This window comes from Flavobacterium sp. (genome assembly GCF_044371705.1).
GTDB lineage: Bacteria > Bacteroidota > Bacteroidia > Flavobacteriales > Flavobacteriaceae > Flavobacterium.
Map to the genome: position 1 here is coordinate 1 of NZ_JBILTE010000031.1, position 19,415 is coordinate 19,415.

Here is a 19,415-nt window from a genome sequence, read left to right on the forward strand (position 1 = left end):
GGCTGTGAAGCTAAACATTGTGGTTTGCTGTCCAAATAGTCGTACCCATTTTGAACATCAAGTATTTGTTGAAGAATATAAGCCGAAGCTCCGCCGGGAACATCTTCGTCAATGATTAATAAACGATTTGTTTTTGACAAACTCTTTTTAATGTGATGATTCACATCAAAAGGCAATAACGATTGGATATCAATGATTTCACAATCGATACCCACTTCCATTAACTCTTTTGCCGCTTGTTCCACCAAACGTAACGTTGAACCATAAGATACTAAAGTAATATCTGCTCCCGATTTGATAGTTTCAACCACTCCGATAGGCGTTTTAAAAGCTCCCAAATTGGTAGGCATTTTTTCTTTTAAACGATAGCCGTTCAAACACTCAACAATTAAAGCCGGTTCGTCTGTTTCCAATAAGGTATTATAAAAACCTGCTGCTTTAGTCATGTTTCTTGGAACTAAAACGTGAATGCCTCGAATAGCGTTGATAATCATTCCCATCGGTGAACCGGAATGCCAAACGCCCTCCAAACGGTGTCCGCGGGTACGAATAATCAGTGGTGCTTTCTGACGACCACGAGTTCGGTATTGCAATGTAGCCAAATCGTCACTCATGATTTGAATGGCATACAGTAAATAATCTAAATATTGTATTTCTGCAATGGGTCGTAAGCCTCGCATTGCCATTCCGATTCCTTGTCCGAGTATAGTTGCTTCGCGAATACCTGCATCGGCTACACGTAATTCACCAAATTTTTCTTGCATGCCTTCTAAACCTTGATTTACATCGCCAATGGTTCCAGAATCTTCCCCAAAAATTAAAACTTCCGGGTGTTTTGCAAAAATAGTTTCAAAGTTGTCACGTAAGATCAAACGAGCATCAACATCTTCAGCAGTTGGATCATAGGTTGGTACTACCTCTTTAACAGTCAGTGCATTTTGAGCCGATTCAGAAAACAAATGAGAACTGAATTTTGGTTGTATGGTTGCAATGTAATTGGTAATCCATGTTGCTAATTGCGGTTGACTGTTTTCACCCACAATCATTCGTAGAACCTTTCGGGCTGTGGTAATAATATCTTTTCGAATAGGTTCTTTAATACTTTGTAAATCATCTGCAAACTTCTGTATAAACACACGATTTACACTAGTTGCAGCAATGGATTCTAACAAAGTAACCAATTCGTTTTGTTCATTTTTAACGGGTGCTAAAAAGGCAGTCCAAGCATCTTTTTTACCTTCTAAAACTTCTTTTTTAGTAGCAGTATCAATTTCTTCAATTTCAGCTTCGGTTGCAATATTGTTAGCAATCATCCACAAACGCATTTGTGCTAAACAATCAAATTCGGCTTCCCAAGCCAAGCGGTCTTCGTTTTTATAACGTTCGTGACTTCCGGAAGTTGAATGTCCTTGCGGCTGAGTCAGTTCTTGCACGTGAATCAAAACAGGAACGTGCTGTTCGCGAGCAATTTGAGCCGCACGTTGGTAGGTGCCTACCAAAGCAGCATAATCCCAACCTAAAACAGTCATTATTTCATAGCCATTGGTACCTTCTTCACGTTGAAAACCTTTTAAAATTTCTGAAATATTTTCCTTTGTGGTTTGGTGTCTGGCATGAACAGAAATACCGTAATTATCGTCCCAAACACTCATCACCATGGGTACTTGTAAAACTCCGGCAGCATTAATGGTTTCAAAAAATAATCCTTCACTAGTACTTGCATTCCCAATGGTTCCCCATGCAATTTCGTTACCGTTTTCAGAAAAATTATTTTTCTTTGGCAAAACAGCTACTTCTCTATATATTTTTGATGCTTGAGCCAATCCTAACAATCGCGGCATTTGTCCTGCGGTTGGAGAGATATCAGCACTTGAATTTTTTTGTTTAGTAAGGTCTTTCCAGTAGCCGTTTTCATCTAATGAATGTGTTGCAAAATGTCCGCCCATCTGACGACCAGCACTCATCGGGTCATGAGCCAAATCGGTATGACCATATAAACCTGCAAAGAATTGTTGAATGGTCATTTCACCAATGGCCATCATAAATGTTTGATCTCTGTAGTAGCCTGAACGGAAGTCACCATTTTTAAAAGCCTTCGCCAAAGCTAGTTGAGGAACTTCTTTTCCATCACCAAAAATACCGAATTTGGCCTTTCCTGTTAATACTTCCCGACGACCTAATAGCGAACATTCTCTGCTGGTAATGGCGATTTTATAGTCGTTTAAAACTTCGATTCTGAAGTCTTCAAAAGTCATGGCTTGCTTGGTTTCTGGTGCTGTCATAATCAAAAAATAGGAGCTACTAAGGAACAAATTTAAGTAAAAAGTTATTACAATTACAATTTACCATTAAAAATAAATTTCAATTATTGATAAAAAAAAGGTTTCAAATGAAGTTTAGATTGCGATATATTTGAATAATATTTAAAAAACTTATAAATTATGTAATATTTGTTAATTAATCACTCGTATTAAAACCATTTTCGGGTAAATAAACCTACCAGGGTATTTGGATTTAAAGTAAACATAAACCGCATACGAGTGAGGTAATCACTCTGACCAACTTCCCAACCATTCGAGGAATGAATAGGAAGATAAATCTCAAAATAATCGGTCAATAAATTCAGGCGGATACCACTTTCATAAATGAACTCCAACGCAATGTTTTCATTCTTTACTAAACCCAAATCACCGTATAATTCAATCCAATTCCAGATGCTGTAGCTAGTGTTTAAGGTGGTTAGCCATTTGTTAGCAGATCGGGTATCTAATAGTGATTTAAACCCTGCATCGCCTCCAACGTATTGCTGACTAAAAAAGCCACTTGTTTCCGATCGACCGTATAAGTTGTAATCAAACAGATAGTCATTCACTTGTGAGATTCCAAAATCGTAATAATCGGTATCTGTTGTTTGGTACAAAAACGTACCTGCAAACCATCGAATATTGAATTGACGATTACCGGTTGAAAGATTTCTGTAATCAGTTTCAATAGAAGCTCTTCCATAAGGTTTGTCCAACTGTAAATCGCCTTTAAAACTAAAGTGACTCAAGATTTCGGTTTTGACATTTAAATATTTGACATTAAAAATTGATAATTCCTGGTAATTTTCGTTGGGATCTAAATTCGCCGGATCTGTATTTTCGCGATTAATCATCACATAACGAATCATCAATTGTTCTTTTTTATTATCACGAAAATCTTCTTGTCTTTTTCTAAAAATCAACATTGGATTTAAACGATAGTATTCGGCTTCTGGAGCATAATGAAATCTGGAAGCAGAAACGCTGTAGATTGTTTGGTACCATTTTGTCTCGCGATTATTTTGCATGTACATCAAATTGATATTACCTGCCAATGATTTCGTTTTAGTTGACAGCACAGGGTTAACATCATACGTAAACGGACGATTTAAAATGGTTTTATTGTAAAATCGGATACCTGGCATAAAACCATCATATAAATTATAATTCAAAATTGGTACCCATAAAATTTGGTTATAATGTGGGTCTTCTAAATCTTGAAAAAATGGAAATTTATAGGGTTTATTAGCAAAGCGAACTTTTGACAAAGACCGCCAGTTGTTTCTTTCATTGTATTCGGGGACGTTATTTTCATAATTTAAAACAATTCGGTCAGCATCAATGCGTGCCAATGTGACGGTCGAATCTTTTGAAAATCCATCAATCCACTCTTTAAAAACAATTTTTTTGTCTTTAATTCCGTAAATAGGAACGGGAACTGCTGCACCTGTTTTGTTGTGAATTGTTGCCGTTATGCTGTCATTAGTTTTTTGAACTTCATGAAATTTATAATCAATCAAATCTCTGGAATCAATCACGATGTCAAAAAACCAATTGATGTCCTTCGATGCTTTTTGTTTTAGTTGTTGCTCAAAATCAACTCGATCGGCTTGTTTGTTTTGATTGATTTCATAAAAATCTTTTATGCTTTGTAAAACTAAATCATCATTCAGATAATTATCCAAATATTTTAAACTTAACCCGGCCCGGTATTTACCTGAAATTTGTTCGTTAAATTTCAAAGAAGTTTCTTTTGAATCGCCAATAGCTTGGTCTAAATTTTTACGAGCCATCAGCATATAAAAGTAACTATACTGTTCATTAAAATCTAAGTCAATTAAGTGATAGCTTTTTAGTATTTTAAATTTACTTAAATTCCCCATCATTTTCAAATCGGGATAATGAGTATCTATATAATTCATCATCAGATAAATTTGAATGGCATCAAATATCCAAACGTCTTTTCGAGGGTCTATCGATAATGTTTGCTGCAAAAAAGTATTGGTATATGTTTTTAAAAACTTCAGTTCAAATAATAATTCGTGTGTAAATGGATTCAGAAACGAAGGTAACTGGTTCAATCCGTAAAATGGATTCCTGTCATAATCAACTTGAGAAACTGTAATCTTTTCATAAGGGTAGGTTCCCAAATTCGCATCAATGTAGTTGACTACCTTATCAACAGCTATTGCTTTTTGAATATCATCTGCTTTTCCGCTTTCAAGGTTGGTGACTACTTCTGTTACTTTGTTTTTATAGCTTGCATAAGTAGTTCTATTCTCTATATATAAACTGAAGTTGGTTCTGCTTTTTCCAAAAAATCGAAGGATTTGCGAAATTGAATCCACTTCACTATTTATCTGATTTAAATCGGTTGTAACTCTGTAACTACGTGCAGTTTTCAGTGTAAAATCTACATCAAAAGGTGCATTGGCAATATCATCTAAATTTAAATTACTGTAAGTTACAAATGCTCCATCGTGCACACGAGCAGGAGTTAGGTACCAATTCTTTAAGTTAAAAGAACCGTCTAATTCATACCCATAACGCGTAAATTTACTGTTGGGAATGTTGATGTAATACAAAAGATGTAGTGTTACTTGTTCGCCCGGCAGCAAATGCTCACTAAGGTTGACTTCCACCAAATCCGGGTGATTTTCCGGTCGACACCACTGCAACGATTGTTGAGTAGAAGATAAAATGGATAGATTGTTGGTGGAACCACGATCTTTGTATTTTGCCAGATGGAACGCTCTGTAATGTTCGTCAGAAAAACGTTTGCCTAAAGGCGTTTTTTGATCGGAATAGGAATGATTCCAATCGTTTAAAATGAGTTTTGTTAATGGCTGAGTGGTCGTGTTTTGAAAAACAATTGTTTGGCGAACTTCCAGTTTTTTCTCTTGATCCAATAACTCCACAGTCAATTTATTCTGATGTTGACCATGCAGGAATAATTGATTAAAAATCAATGCGATAAAAAGTATGTACTTGGAATATGCTTTCAAATGAATTGTGGACTTTTAAATCAGAAGTGCTTCGATTTCTTAGTTTTATTTTAAAGATACAAAATCTTGACTAAAGTTGCCTGCCTTAATGAAAAAAAGCATCACTTGGTATGTGAAGCTTTTTTAGATGACTTTAAATCATTGTTAAAAATTCGGACTTAAATTGTATTTTTTATAGAAGTTGTCTAATACCTCAACCACCTCGTCTTCGGTGTCTACTAATCGAATTAGATTCATGTCTTCAGGATTCGCATTTTTTTGCTTTTCTATTAAGGTCGATTTAATCCAATCCAATAAACCCGACCAGAAATCGGTTCCAACTAAAATAATTGGAAACTTTCCAATTTTCTTCGTTTGAATTAAGGTAACAGCTTCAAATAGTTCATCTAACGTGCCAAAACCGCCTGGCATAACCACAAATCCTTGCGAGTATTTGACAAACATAACTTTACGAACAAAGAAATAATCGAAATTCAAATTCTTGTCTTTGTCAATATAGGGGTTGAAGTGTTGCTCGAATGGTAATTCTATATTCAGTCCTACCGAAGTCCCTTCTCCTCGGTGAGCTCCTTTGTTACCCGCTTCCATAATTCCGGGTCCGCCACCCGTAATCACGCCATAACCTGCTTTACTGATTTTATAGGCTATACTTTCGGCTAATTCATAATATTTTTCACCCGGTTGTGTACGAGCGGAACCAAAGATGGATACGCATGGGCCGATTCTCGACATACTTTCGTAACCATTTACAAATTCCGACATGATTTTGAATATCGCCCATGAATCGTTGGTACGTATTTCATTCCACGTTTTTTGTTTGAATTTTTCCTGAATTCTGTGGTCTTCGCTTTCGTATTGATCTACTGACATATGCTTAGTTGTTTATAGTAAATGCTAATTTAATTCTTTTTTCAAAAATTGAGCTGTAAAGCTCTTTTTGTTTTTGATGATTTCTTCCGGGGTTCCTTTGCAAATAACATCGCCGCCACCTTTGCCGCCTTCCAAACCAATATCAATAATATAATCAGCTAATTTAATTACATCCATATTGTGTTCAATTACCAAAACAGTATTGCCTTTGTCGACCAATTTGGTAATTACATCCATTAATACACGAATATCTTCAAAGTGCAATCCGGTTGTGGGTTCGTCTAAAATGTAAAAGGTATTTCCGGTGTCTTTTTTAGATAATTCAGTGGCCAATTTAATTCGTTGAGCTTCACCTCCGGATAAAGTTGTGCTTTGCTGACCCAAAGTAATGTACCCTAAACCAACATCTTGAATGGTTTTAACTTTACGATGTATTTTTGGAATGTTTTCGAAAAAGTCAACCGCTTCGTCAACCGTCATATTCAAAACATCTGAAATAGACTTTCCTTTGAATCGAATTTCCAATGTTTCTCGATTGAATCGTTTGCCCATGCAGGTTTCACATTCAACGTATACATCGGGTAAAAAGCTCATTTCAATGGTGCGAACGCCTGAACCTTCGCAGGTTTCGCAGCGACCACCCGAAACATTAAAACTGAATCGTCCTGCTTTATACCCGCGAATCATGGCTTCTGGAGTTTGTGTAAACAAACTTCTGATTTCTGAAAACACATCGGTATAGGTGGCAGGATTACTTCGGGGTGTGCGTCCAATCGGACTTTGGTCTATGTCGATTACTTTATCAATATGTTCCAGTCCTTCAATTTTTTTGAAGGGTTGTGGTTTTTTGACTCCATTGAAAAAATATTCATTTAAAATAGGGTAGAGGGTTTCGTTAATCAATGTCGATTTTCCACTACCGGAAACTCCTGTCACACAAATGAGTTTTCCTAAAGGGAATTCAACGGTTACATTTTTTAAATTATTACCCGTTGCTCCGGTAAGTTTTAAAGTTTTTCCATTACCAAATCTTCGCTTTTTTGGTACTTCAATTTTCATTTCTCCACTCATGTATTGAGCGGTAACAGTATGTTCCTGCATCAACTGCTTTGGAGTTCCTTCACTGATAATGCGACCGCCAAAACGTCCGGCTTTCGGACCGATATCAATCACCCAATCGGCACGAGCTATCATGTCTTTGTCATGTTCCACCACCAAAACGGAATTACCGATATCCCTAAGATTTTCTAACGAATTAATCAATCGTTCGTTGTCACGCTGGTGCAAGCCAATGCTGGGTTCATCTAAAATATATAACACCCCAACTAACTGCGAACCAATTTGTGTCGCCAATCGAATGCGTTGAGCTTCACCACCTGAAAGTGATTTGGAACTGCGACTTAAAGACAAATAGTTCAAGCCAACATCCATCAAAAACTGTAATCGTGCTCTGATTTCTTTGGTTATTTCAACAGCAATTGCTTTTTGTTTATCCGATAGTTTTACATCCAAAACAGCAAACCATTGCGTGAGTTCCGAGATATCCATTTGTGATAAATCGGCAATATTTAAATCGTTTACTTTGAAATAAAGAGCTTCTTTTTTCAAGCGAGAACCTTTGCATTCCGTACAATCTACTTCATCCATGAATTCTTTTGCCCACCGTTTAATAGCGTTGGAAGTGCTGTCATCATGTTGGTTTTTGATGAAATGAGCAATTCCTTCAAACTCAATTTTGTATTCTTTGGTAATTCCTAATGTTTTGGAAGCAACGGTAAATTTATCTTTTCCGCCGTTTAAAATTATTTCCATCGCTTCTTCAGAAATAGTATCAATTGGGTCGGTTATTTTGAAACTAAATTTTTCACCAATGGTTTCCAATTGTTTGAAAATCCAATTGCTTTTGTATTCCCCCAACGGAGCAAATCCTCCTTGTTTGATCGATGCTTTCGGATCGGGAATAATCTTTTTTAAGTTGATTTGATTGATGGTACCTAAACCGTTGCACGCATCACAAGCTCCTTTGGGCGAGTTAAACGAAAAGTTATTCGGTTCCGGATTTGGATAAGAAATTCCGGAAGTTGGACACATTAACGTGCGACTGAAATAACGCACTTCTTGACTTTCCTGTTCGATAACCATCATCACATCATCGCCGTGGTGCATCGCTGTTTTGATGCTTTCAGCCAAGCGTTTGTCGGTGTCTTCATCGGATTCAATCTGCATACGATCGATTACAATTTCAATATCATGCGTTTTGTATCGATCTACTTTCATCCCGGTAACGATGTCTTTAATTTCACCATTTACACGAACTTTTACAAATCCTTGCTTACCGATTTGTTGGAATAATTCGGCGTAATGGCCTTTTCGAGAACGAATTACAGGTGCCAAAATATTAATGCGTTTGCCTTTGAAACTTTCAATAATCAAATCTTTAATTTGCTCATCAGAGTAGGAAACCATTAATTCACCCGTGTTGTAACTATAAGCATCTGCTGCTCTTGCAAATAACAAGCGGAGGAAATCGTATATTTCGGTGATGGTACCAACAGTAGAACGCGGACTCTTACTCGTTGTTTTTTGTTCAATGGCTATTACAGGTGATAAGCCGTCGATTTTATCAACATCCGGTCGTTCCAGTCCGCCTAAAAATTGACGGGCATAGGCCGAAAAAGTTTCAATATACCGTCGTTGGCCTTCCGCATAAATCGTGTCAAAAGCCAACGATGATTTCCCGGAACCTGAAAGTCCGGTAATGACCACAAGTTTTTCTCTTGGAATGGAAACATCAATGTTCTTCAAGTTGTGAACGCGAGCTCCTAATACTTCGATGGTATCGTTTGATTGTTGCATGTTGATTTTTGACAAAACGCAAAGTTACAATTTTGCCTTCTAGATTTTGGCATACAGTTACCAAGAATTTGTTAAACTATTTCTATTTTTGGAAAAATTAAAAATGGTAACAAATGAATATATTAGGAATAGGTTCCCGAATTAAACATGCAGAATTTGGATTAGGTGTAGTAACCAATGTGACCGCTAAACATTATTGGGTAACTTTTATAGAAAATGGATTGGAAACGATAGACATTGATAGCAATTTTGAAGTGATTGAAGCTTTAGAAGACGAAGTAGATTCTGTAAGTTTTTACGAAGTAGAACGAACCTTAAAAAACCTATTGCAAAAATGGTCGGATGTTTCGCAGATTGTCCGGATTGCTGATAAATGGAAAGGCGGAAAATTGATCATGGAACCCGGAACTCCTACCCAAAACAAGGAAGTGCCAATCGATGTCTTTTTTCATAAAATAACAATGGTTCGCGACAGAATCCGAGTAATGGAACAAAAAATCAATGGCAGCAATTTAGACGAAGCTGAGAAAATTGACTTGCAACAATACATCACAAGAATTTATGGTAGTTTGACCACTTTTAATGTGTTGTTTAAAAGTACTAGCGATTATTTTGTTGGGGAGAAGAGTAAGTAGTCGCAGTTTTCAGTCTCAGTTTGCAGTAGCAACTGAAAACCGAGATTGAAAACTGCGACTGATAACTACCTCATCCGTTTTCGATTCGCCATATAATCTTCAATCGCTTTTTTGGTGGTAAACCAATTGCGACCTTCTTTGTGTGCATCAATTTTGCCTTGACGAGCTAATAAGCTGATGTATTCTTGACCATAAGGGGAATCGGGTTCACTCACAATATTGGAAATTCCCTGAAAATCATAATCATTGTCCGGAAGCGAACTGATGTAAATATTTAAAGTACGTTCCAAAGCTTGGCTCATCAACAAAATCAATTTTTGGTAGTTTCCCTGATTGGCTTGGTTGAGTGCTTCATAGTATTTCTTTCGGTCATTTTTTAAAATAATAGCCGGTGGAAATCCCTTTCGCATCAGTAATAAATTCATTGCTAAACGAACGGTTCTTCCATTCCCATCAAAAAAAGGGTGGATCCAAACCAGTCTATGATGAAAAACGGTAGCCAATTCAATATCGTTCATTTGTAAAGGATTGGTGTTGATAAAATCAATCAACTCATCCAGCAAATCAGAAACTTTAGTGGCATTGGGTGGAACAAAATTTGCTCCGGTAATTCGAACACCACCGTTGCGAATCCTGCCGGCAAAATCATCTTCAATCATACGAAGTACCAATCCGTGTAAACTTAGAATATCGATACTTCGTAATGTATACTTCGGATTAACCAAAGTATATAAGTAATCAATCGCTTTTTCGTGATTTTTAGCTTCAAAGTGTTCCTGTAGTGATTTGCCTTTAACTGTTATTCCTTCTTGAAGCACCATTTGTGTTTCTCGAAGTGTCAATGTATTCCCCTCAATGCTATTGGAATTATACGTCCATTCAATAGTTAATGATTCCTTTATTTTTAGCAAAGCAATGGACGGTAACGGTCTGCTTTTTTGCAAAACCGTAAGTTTTTCATACAATCGGTCAAAAGTTGATTGAAATTCTGTTCGATAAGAGGTATCTATTTTCCACATAACTACACAAAGATACAAATTATCGGTTGATATAAAAAATTATATTATCCGATAATAAGAATTTAATCAATAATCATATTTTTAAGCTTCTCGCGATACGATTCGAGTAATGCATTTTTAGAAATTATTCCAATAACTTCTTTGTTTTTAACCACAGCCAAGTAATCTGCTTTTGATTTTTCAAATTTTTCCATAATGGTATCGGCTGTTTCATCGTAGTTTACGATTTCTTTAGGGGCTCGCATGACATCTTTAACGGTAGTAAATTTTATTTTATAAGGATTAAATAGATACGTTTTTATTTCATCAAATTCAATAATTCCAAGTAAATGATTCTGATCATCAACCACCGGGAAAAGCATTTGATGATAACCGGCAATTTTTTCGGTCAGTTCTTCCAAGGATGGTTTTAAAGTTAATGTTTGTATCGGACTTTGAATTAATCGAGAGATTGTAATTCCCGATAAAATATTCCGATCGCGGTCATCCGTAAAAACATCTCCTTTATCAGCCATGTTTTTAATATCGAACGAATAGGGTTCGTAGCGTTTTGAAATTGCAAAACTTATAGACGATACAATCATCAAAGGAATCATCAAACTGTAGCCACTTGTAATTTCTGCAATCAAGAAAATGGCAGTCAACGGAGCATGAAATAAACCACTTAATATTCCGGCCATTCCAACCATTGTGAAATTAGATACGGGCAATTTAAAATAACCAAACATATTGACAAACGATGCTACAAAAAATCCCAAATATGAACCCACAAATAGCGAAGGAGCAAAGTTACCACCGTTTCCACCGCTACCCAAAGTGATGCTTGTTGCATAGACTTTAATCAACATGGTCGCTCCAACGAATAACAAAAGAATCCACGTATTGTCTTTGAATTTTTGTAAAACGGTATTGTCTAAAATTTGTTCGGGATTCATCGATGAGAGCATTTTAATACTTGAATATCCCTCACCAAATAAGGTTGGAAAAAAGAAAATCAAAATAGCCAAAATACACGCACCAAAAAACGCTTTTCTGATGGCACCCATTCGCATTCTCGCGAAAAAATGTTCTATTCTTCTAAAAGTTCTCGCATAATTTATGGAAACAAAACCGGAAGCAACACCTAGCAAAAGATAAAAAGGTAAGTTGTGGTAATCAAACTCTATTTGCCTACTAAAAGTAAGCAGAATATCTTCCTTTAAAAGAACAGTAGATACAATGGCTCCGGTTGCTGAGGAGATCATGATTGGAATAAAAGCGGTAATGCTCACGTCCATTAAAACTACTTCGATGGCAAACAAAACTCCGGCAATAGGAGCATTAAAAGCTGCTGCAATACCTGCAGCGACTCCGCATGCCAAAAGCAACGTTCGATCTTTGTAACTCAACCGATAATTCTGTGCAAAATTGCTTCCAAAAGCAGCTCCTGTGATGGTAATTGGTGATTCCAAACCAGCAGATCCACCCATGCCAACGGTCAATGAACTGGTTATAATTTGAGCATACATTTGCTTTCGCGGCATAATACCCGACCTTTTTGCAACGGCATACATGATTTGCGAGGTACCTTTTTCGATGGAGCCATCTAAAAATTTTTTTATGACCCACGCAGTTAGAACAATTCCAATGATGGGAAGCGTACTATTACTGTAAGGTAAATGCAAAATAGAATCGACATACTGAGCAAAAACATATACCCAATGGGCAAAAGTCTTTAAAACAATTACTGCCAATGCAGAAGAAATTCCCACTAAAAAACAAGCCAAATAAATAAATTGTCTGGGAGAAAGAAATGTTTTTAAATAAAACAAAAAACCTTCCAGACGTCTGAAATGCTTTTTGAAAAATGTTTTAATGATTGATTTCTTTTGATTAGGCATGGAACTATTTTGAACAGGTAAAGATAGGTTTTATTTAAAATCCAACTGCTTTGTCATCACCTCTGGAATCAGCACCACCTTCGAGTTTTTTATTAGGTAAGACTAAAATGGCATCTACTTTTCCGATCATGGGTGTTGGTTTTTGGTTAATCTGATAGTCTTTTGATTGGAGATTTTTAATAATTTCTTCCGAAAAACTCTTCGGTTCAAAAATTACTTCGTCCGGTAACCACTGGTGATGAAAACGGGGAGCATCTACCGCTTCTTGCATACTCATATTGAATTCTGTAACGTTTAAAATGGTTTGTAAAACCGATGTGATTATAGTTGAGCCACCGGGAGTTCCCACAACCATAAAAAGAGTTCCGTTTTTTTCAATTATGGTGGGTGTCATCGAACTTAGCATTCGTTTTTGTGGTGCAATGCTGTTGGCAGCCGATCCAACTAAGCCAAACATATTTGGTACTCCTTGCTTTGCTGAAAAATCATCCATTTCATTATTGAGAAAAAAACCCAACTCATCACAATAAAATTTAGAACCATAAGCATCATTGATGGTCGTTGTGGCTGAAACAGCATTTCCAAAAGAATCCACAATAGAATAATGTGTGGTTTCTGTACTTTCCGAAAAGAGGATGGTTCCATGAGCAACATCTTTTGATGGGGTTGCGTTTTCAAAAGTAAAAGTAGACATGCGTTGTTTTAGATAAGAATCGTTCAATAAATCCTTAACCGGTATTTTTACAAAATCAGGATCACCTAAATAATGATTTCTGTCGGCGTAAGCTCGTCGTTCGGCTTCCACTAAAACTTGGATGTATTTTTCAGAATTATGACCCATTTTCTGCAAGTCAAAGGGTTCAATCATTTTTAAAATTTGACCAAGCGTGATTCCTCCACTACTTGGCGGTGCCATTGATACAATTCTAAAATCTCGGTAGTTATACTCAATTGGATTTCGCCATTTTGCCTCATAAAAAGCCAAATCGTCCAAAGTGATGATGCTGCCTTTGGATTGCAGATAGGTAACTAATTTTTTAGCGGTTTCACCTGTATAAAATTCGTCTCTTCCATATTTTGCAATTCGTTCCAGCATATTGGCTAATGCTTCATATCGAATGGTGTCGCCTGCTTTGTATGTCTGTGCAAACAATGTTTCTATTCCATTGGCTTTAATAATTGCATCTCGGTACTTACTCAATCGTTCTTCTTGTTTTGGAGTAACAACAACGCCTTTTCGTGCCAAGGCAATAACAGGTTGTAGAATGGTTTCAATTGGCAAAGTTCCGTATTTTTTATGCACTTCAAATACGCCGGCAATGGTTCCGGGAACGCCAATTGCCAATCCGGTTTCTGTGCTTAACCCTTTGATTACGTTTCCGTTTTCATCCAAATACATATGTTTTGTAGCTGCCAAAGGAGCTTTTTCCCGATAATCTAAACTACCGGTTTCTCCATTGTATTTTCGGTAAACCATAAATCCGCCACCACCAATATTTCCGGCATGTGGATAGGAAACTGCCAAAGCCAATTCCGTTGCAATCATTGCGTCAAAAGCGTTGCCGCCTTGCTCCATCATTTGAACACCAATTTGTGAAGCTTCTTCGCGAGCAGCTACTACCATTGCTTTTGAAGTAACCAAACCCGTTGGTTCAATTGCGGTTCTTTCAGTTTTACAACTGATTAAAAAGAGCAATAAAAACGGAAAATATTTTTTCATAAAGCGGCTAGTTTTTGTTGGCAATGTGCTCTTAATTCTTCAAAAAAGGAAGTAAACTCTTCCTCAAACTCGCGATAAAATTCTTTGAGTTCGTTGATGGAGAGATGCATATCTACTCTGTTTTTTGTCCGATGGTCCATTTGAAAAAGGATCATCGCTAATCCGTCAAGGGTAGCATAACTCACCAGCCAGTTTCTGGCGATCATATAAGGCATTATTCCTTTGGTACGTTCGGTTAAAACAGCATAATTAACTTGTAAACTATCGTAAAAAACACGAGCGACATCCTCTAATGAATCATTGGAATAAATAGACCAATTTTTGGCTAAAAAATGATCGTAGAAAATATCTATAATTACACCTGAATAGTGACCGTATTTGTCATGCAAACGGTGCTTGCTTTTTCTGAAAATTGGATGAGCGTCTGTAAAGGTATCAATAGCTCTATGCAAAACAACCCCTTTTTGAATGTTTGGATGGTACTGCAAATAATCATGGCCGCGAATGCCGTCAGCCATAAAATTGCCAATGCGTATCAGTTCGTCGTCACCGGAAAGATAAATGTGTGCCAAAAAATTCATTTGCCTAAATTATGAATTTAAAATTAAATTTTGATTTTTAATTAAGATTTACAATAAGTCAATTCTCTATATTTGCTACTATTTAAAAATTGAAAGTACTACTAATTGCTAACATAATTGAAATGACACTTATAAAATCAATCTCAGGAATTCGTGGAACCATCGGAGGAAAAGTAGGAGACAATTTAACTCCAGTGGATGCTGTAAAATTTGCATCTGCTTATGGAACTTGGTTAAAAAGTAGTAATCCTGATAAGAAATTAAAAGTTGTCATTGGTCGTGATGCCCGTATTTCCGGACCAATGATTCACAATTTAGTTCTAAATACTTTGGTAGGATTGGGAATTGATGTAATCGATTTGGGTCTTTCAACTACTCCAACCGTTGAAATAGCTGTGCCTTTGGAAGAAGCTGATGGCGGAATCATTCTCACTGCTTCGCATAACCCCAAACAATGGAATGCTCTGAAATTATTAAATGAAAAGGGTGAATTTTTAAACGGTGCCGAAGGTGCTAAAATATTAGAAATTGCGGAAGCCGAAGCCTTTGATTTTTCGGATGTTGATAATTTAGGAACGGTTACAGAAAATGATGCTTATATGGATATTCACATAGATGAGGTGTTGAATCTCCCGTTGGTTGATGCCGAAGCGGTTGCAAAAAGGAAGTTCAAAGTAGTTGTTGATGGGGTGAATTCTTCAGGCGGTATAATTATACCCAAACTATTGGAACAAATGGGGGTTGAGGTTGTGAAATTATACTGCGAACCCAACGGTCATTTTCCGCACAATCCCGAACCATTGAAAGAACATTTGGGTGACATTTGTAACTTGGTAGTTCAAGAAAAAGCTGATTTTGGTATAGTGGTTGACCCCGATGTTGATCGTTTGGCATTTATTTCGAATGACGGAGAAATGTTTGGAGAAGAGTATACCCTTGTTGCTTGTGCGGATTATGTTTTAAGTAAAACTCCCGGAAATACCGTTTCCAATTTATCTTCATCAAGAGCGTTGCGAGATATCACCTTAAAACATAACGGTTCGTATCAGGCAAGTGCGGTGGGCGAAGTGAACGTAGTGGAATTAATGAAAGCAACCAATGCCATAATTGGTGGTGAAGGCAACGGCGGAATTATCTATCCTGAATCACATTATGGCAGAGACAGTTTGGTAGGAGTAGCTTTGTTTTTAACGCATTTAGCGTCATTAGATGTTACTGTAGCCGAATTAAGAGCTTCGTATCCGCAGTATTTTATGAGTAAAAATAAAATTGAATTAACTCCGGAAATCAATGTTGACGAAATTTTGGAAGTTCTTACCAAAAAATATGCAGATGAAAAAATTTCTACCATTGATGGAGTGAAGATTGATTTTTTAACCGACTGGATTCATTTGCGAAAATCAAACACCGAACCCATTATTCGGATTTATACCGAAGCACCCACGCAATATGATGCAGATGCTTTGGCTTTGCGATTTATTCAAGAAATTCAAGAAATAGTAAATAAGTAAGCGGATGAAAAAATACACAACATTACTCGTTTTTTTTATCGTTTCAACAGCGATGCATTCGCAAAAATTCACAAAAGAGGAAAGGGATTTAATCTTATCCGCCCCTGAAACGGAAATGTTACGAGTAACACAAGTGACTGATTCGGCAGATTTGAAAATCCTGAAGGCTGTTTCCACGGATATCAACCCAAAGGACAAATTGATTCCTGTTTTGGCGAAGCGAATGTATTTAGCTATGCGAGATCCAGCAAGACCCGGTGTGGGAATTGCGGCACCTCAAGTAGGAATTAACAGAAATATTATTTGGGTACAACGTTTGGATAAAGCGGGCGAGCCTTTTGAATTGTGTATCAATCCAAAAATTGTTTGGCGATCCAATTTGATGCGAAAAGGTGCGGAAGGTTGCCTGTCGATACCTGATGAACGTGGTGACGTCTATCGAAATTATACCATTCAAATTACTTATTTTGACAGTGAAGGAAATTTGAAAGAAGAAGTAGTCGAAGGTTTTACAGCCGTTATATTTCAACATGAAATTGATCATTTAAACGGACTATTATTTACCGAACGAATAAATGAACAACAAGCATTTCAAGGTTATCCGATAGGGGATGGAGTAATCCTAACGCTCGAGAAAAAAGTAAAACGATAATAAATTTAAATTCAAACCCAATTGCATATGAATCATTTTTATAAAAAAACAGACCGTGTAGTAGCATTTTTAGTGTTTGTTGCATTGTTTGGTTGTGGCTCAGTTGAAAAATATAACAAGCATATTCAAACGTCAATTCCTGCGGAAGATTTAATTAAAGATGTGAACTTTGTACAAAAAAAGTTAGTGAACCTGCACCCGAGTTTGTATTGGTACATCACTGAACAAGAACTCAATAGTAAATTTGACAGTTTGCGTGCAAATTTAAAAGAACCACTGACTCCAAATGAATTCTTTTTTAAATTAAGTCCTGTTGTTGCTGCAGTCAGACAAGGTCATATGGGTTTGCGTCCTTTAAATAAGAAATTGGAAAAAAAGGAAGCAAAAATATTAAGCAAAGCAGGAACAGGTCCGCTTTCCCAATTTAAAATGATTTGGGAGAATGATAAAATGTATATCTTGGAAAACAAATCACCGGATTCTACTATTGTAAAAGGCTCGGAAGTTGTTGCAATCAATGACTTTACTCCGCAACAGATTTATTCAAAATACAAAAACACGTATACTTCGGATGGTTTTAATACAACATTTATGCCCAAGATTTTTGAAAGAAGATTTAGCTCTTATTTAGTGAATGAAGTGGGTGTACAAGATAGTTTGAATTATGTTTTCAAAAATGCCGACTCAACCTATAACAGGGATGTGAAGCGTTTTAAGGAAGAACCCAAAAAAGGCGATTCGCTATCGCAGACACAAAAAGACTCCATCAAACTTGCACGTAAATCTCCCGATGCAAAGGAAAAAGCAAAAAAAGAATGGGAGCAAAAAAGAATGTACGGCTACGATTATGTTGCCAAAGAATTCAACAAAACATTACAATTTTTGGGAGCTGATAGTACAGTAGCGTATTTGAAAATTAAAAACTTTTCGACAGGAAAAACTAAAAAGGTGTATGAAGAAGTCTTTACAAAAATTAAAGAGAAACAATCCAAAACACTTATCATTGATTTAAGAGATAATCCGGGTGGACGATTGAATGAAATTCAAAAATTGTATTCGTATTTGGTTGCCGAAGAATTTAAATTCATTGATGAACCGGAAGTGACTTCCAAAACCAGTTTGTTTGCTAATTATTTTAACCAATTGCCTATTATTTCGTATCCCGTTACAGTGCCTTTATATCCCGTTTTTGCTACTGTTTTAGTTTCAAAAACCAAAAAGAAGGACGATGGGAGGTACTATTTTAAAATTAAAAGTTCCAAGCCAATGCAGTCCAATCCGCTGCATTTTGAAGGGGAAGTATATGTGCTGATCAATGGTGGTAGTTTTTCGGCTTCTTGTATTATTTCTTCAAATTTACAAGCAACCGGTAGGGCTGTTTTTGTGGGCGAAGAAACCGGTGGTGCTTTCAATGGAACTGTTGCCGGAAGAATGCCTTTATTGGAATTACCCAAATCAAAACTGCCGCTTCGTTTAGGCTTGATGGACATTCGCCCCGTTCACAGAACTGAACAAGAGGGTAGAGGTATTATGCCCAATGTAGAGATTATTCCAACAGTAGAACAAAGGTTGAGTGGTGTTGATCCGGAACTGGAGTATGTTTTGAATACCGTTTCCGCTAGTCCTCAAACTAAATAGTAGTCGTTTTCCGATTGCATGCGGTTAGTAAAAATATGTATCTTTGACGCCAAATTACGCGATTATGACAGCTACGGATAGCCAAACAGCATTAGAAGTATATTTTCAAAAATTTCGAAACAATATAATCGGGATTGATCAAGAATTTATTTCTCCTTTTGGTAAACAAAAAATCATTTATACCGATTGGACTGCCAGTGGGAGATTGTACCGTACGATTGAAGAAAAATTAATGAACCAGTTTGGCCCGTTTGTGGCTAATACACATACCGAAACAACGATTACGGGCACTGCAATGACGATGGCGTACCATGAAGCACGTAGCATCATCAAAAAACACGTCAATGCCAATGCAAACGATGTTTTAATAACAGATGGTACTGGAATGACGGGTGTAGTGAACAAGTTTCAACGAATTTTAGGTCTGCGTATTCCTGAAAATTTAAAAGAATTTACAACTATTCCCGATGCTTTAAAACCGATTGTCTTTATTTCGCACATGGAGCATCATTCCAATCAGACTTCATGGTTGGAAACGATTGCAGATGTAGCCGTAATTCCTGCCGATGAACAAGGTTTGTTTTGTATGACCGAACTAAAGAAATTAGTAGAAAAATACCAAGACCGCGTTTTTAAAATAGCTTCCATTACTTCTTGTTCCAATGTAACGGGTATCAGAACGCCGTATCACGAAGTTGCAAAATTAATGCACCAAAACAATGGGGTTTGCTTCGTTGATTTTGCG

The 19,415-nt window shown here is 36.7% G+C and carries 13 protein-coding genes; 5 read left to right on the forward strand and 8 right to left on the reverse strand.

From position 1 onward, the window contains the following. From ACIQ2S_RS03745 to uvrA, 4 genes are all read right to left on the reverse strand, one after another. On the reverse strand, positions 1-2,282 hold a 2,282-nt coding region (locus ACIQ2S_RS03745), incomplete at its 3' end, for a thiamine pyrophosphate-dependent enzyme (protein WP_396172843.1). A gap of 188 nt (positions 2,283-2,470) precedes the next feature. After that, on the reverse strand, positions 2,471-5,308 hold the full coding sequence (locus ACIQ2S_RS03750) for an aminopeptidase (RefSeq protein ID WP_396172845.1): 2,838 nt from the start codon (positions 5,306-5,308) through the stop codon (positions 2,471-2,473). A 144-nt stretch (positions 5,309-5,452) separates the two neighbouring features. After that, positions 5,453-6,178, reverse strand: a complete 726-nt coding sequence (locus ACIQ2S_RS03755) for a TIGR00730 family Rossman fold protein (RefSeq protein ID WP_396172848.1) — start codon at positions 6,176-6,178, stop codon at positions 5,453-5,455. Between the two features lie 24 nt (positions 6,179-6,202). Beyond that, the gene (uvrA, locus tag ACIQ2S_RS03760; protein ID WP_396172874.1) at positions 6,203-9,034 is read right to left on the reverse strand and encodes an excinuclease ABC subunit UvrA; all 2,832 of its coding nucleotides are present in this window, start codon (positions 9,032-9,034) and stop codon (positions 6,203-6,205) included. Between the two features lie 113 nt (positions 9,035-9,147). On the opposite strand from uvrA, the gene ACIQ2S_RS03765 reads away from it, so the two are divergent. Further along, positions 9,148-9,669: a hypothetical protein gene (locus tag ACIQ2S_RS03765; protein WP_396172853.1), complete on the forward strand. Its 522-nt coding sequence runs from the start codon at positions 9,148-9,150 to the stop codon at positions 9,667-9,669. Between the two features lie 65 nt (positions 9,670-9,734). Here ACIQ2S_RS03765 and ACIQ2S_RS03770 read toward each other — a convergent pair whose 3' ends face one another. From ACIQ2S_RS03770 to ACIQ2S_RS03785, 4 genes are all read right to left on the reverse strand, one after another. Continuing rightward, positions 9,735-10,688, reverse strand: a complete 954-nt coding sequence (locus ACIQ2S_RS03770) for a Fic family protein (RefSeq protein WP_396172856.1) — start codon at positions 10,686-10,688, stop codon at positions 9,735-9,737. 62 nt (positions 10,689-10,750) lie between these two features. Then, positions 10,751-12,568 (reverse strand): chloride channel protein, encoded by a 1,818-nt coding sequence (locus ACIQ2S_RS03775; RefSeq protein WP_396172858.1) that lies wholly within the window; start codon positions 12,566-12,568, stop codon positions 10,751-10,753. 34 nt (positions 12,569-12,602) lie between these two features. After that, positions 12,603-14,288 carry a gamma-glutamyltransferase gene (gene ggt, locus ACIQ2S_RS03780; RefSeq protein WP_396172861.1) on the reverse strand — a complete coding sequence of 562 codons (1,686 nt, stop codon included), beginning with the start codon at positions 14,286-14,288 and terminating at the stop codon, positions 12,603-12,605. Then, complete coding sequence (locus ACIQ2S_RS03785; RefSeq protein ID WP_396172863.1) at positions 14,285-14,869, reverse strand: ACP phosphodiesterase; 585 nt, start codon at positions 14,867-14,869, stop codon at positions 14,285-14,287. The genes ggt and ACIQ2S_RS03785 overlap by 4 nt, the downstream gene beginning before the upstream one ends. A 122-nt stretch (positions 14,870-14,991) precedes the next feature. On the opposite strand from ACIQ2S_RS03785, the gene glmM reads away from it, so the two are divergent. The 4 genes from glmM to ACIQ2S_RS03805 form a co-directional block, all read left to right on the forward strand. Continuing rightward, complete coding sequence (glmM, locus tag ACIQ2S_RS03790) at positions 14,992-16,380, forward strand: phosphoglucosamine mutase (RefSeq protein WP_396172866.1); 1,389 nt, start codon at positions 14,992-14,994, stop codon at positions 16,378-16,380. 4 nt (positions 16,381-16,384) lie between these two features. Continuing rightward, entirely contained in the window at positions 16,385-17,032 is a 648-nt protein-coding gene (gene def, locus ACIQ2S_RS03795; RefSeq protein WP_396172868.1) for a peptide deformylase, read from the forward strand. 27 nt (positions 17,033-17,059) lie between these two features. Further along, the gene (locus tag ACIQ2S_RS03800; RefSeq protein ID WP_396172870.1) at positions 17,060-18,670 is read left to right on the forward strand and encodes a S41 family peptidase; all 1,611 of its coding nucleotides are present in this window, start codon (positions 17,060-17,062) and stop codon (positions 18,668-18,670) included. Positions 18,671-18,734: 64 nt separating this feature from the next. Continuing rightward, positions 18,735-19,415 (forward strand): aminotransferase class V-fold PLP-dependent enzyme (locus tag ACIQ2S_RS03805; protein WP_396172872.1); only part of this gene is annotated, 681 nt, incomplete at its 3' end.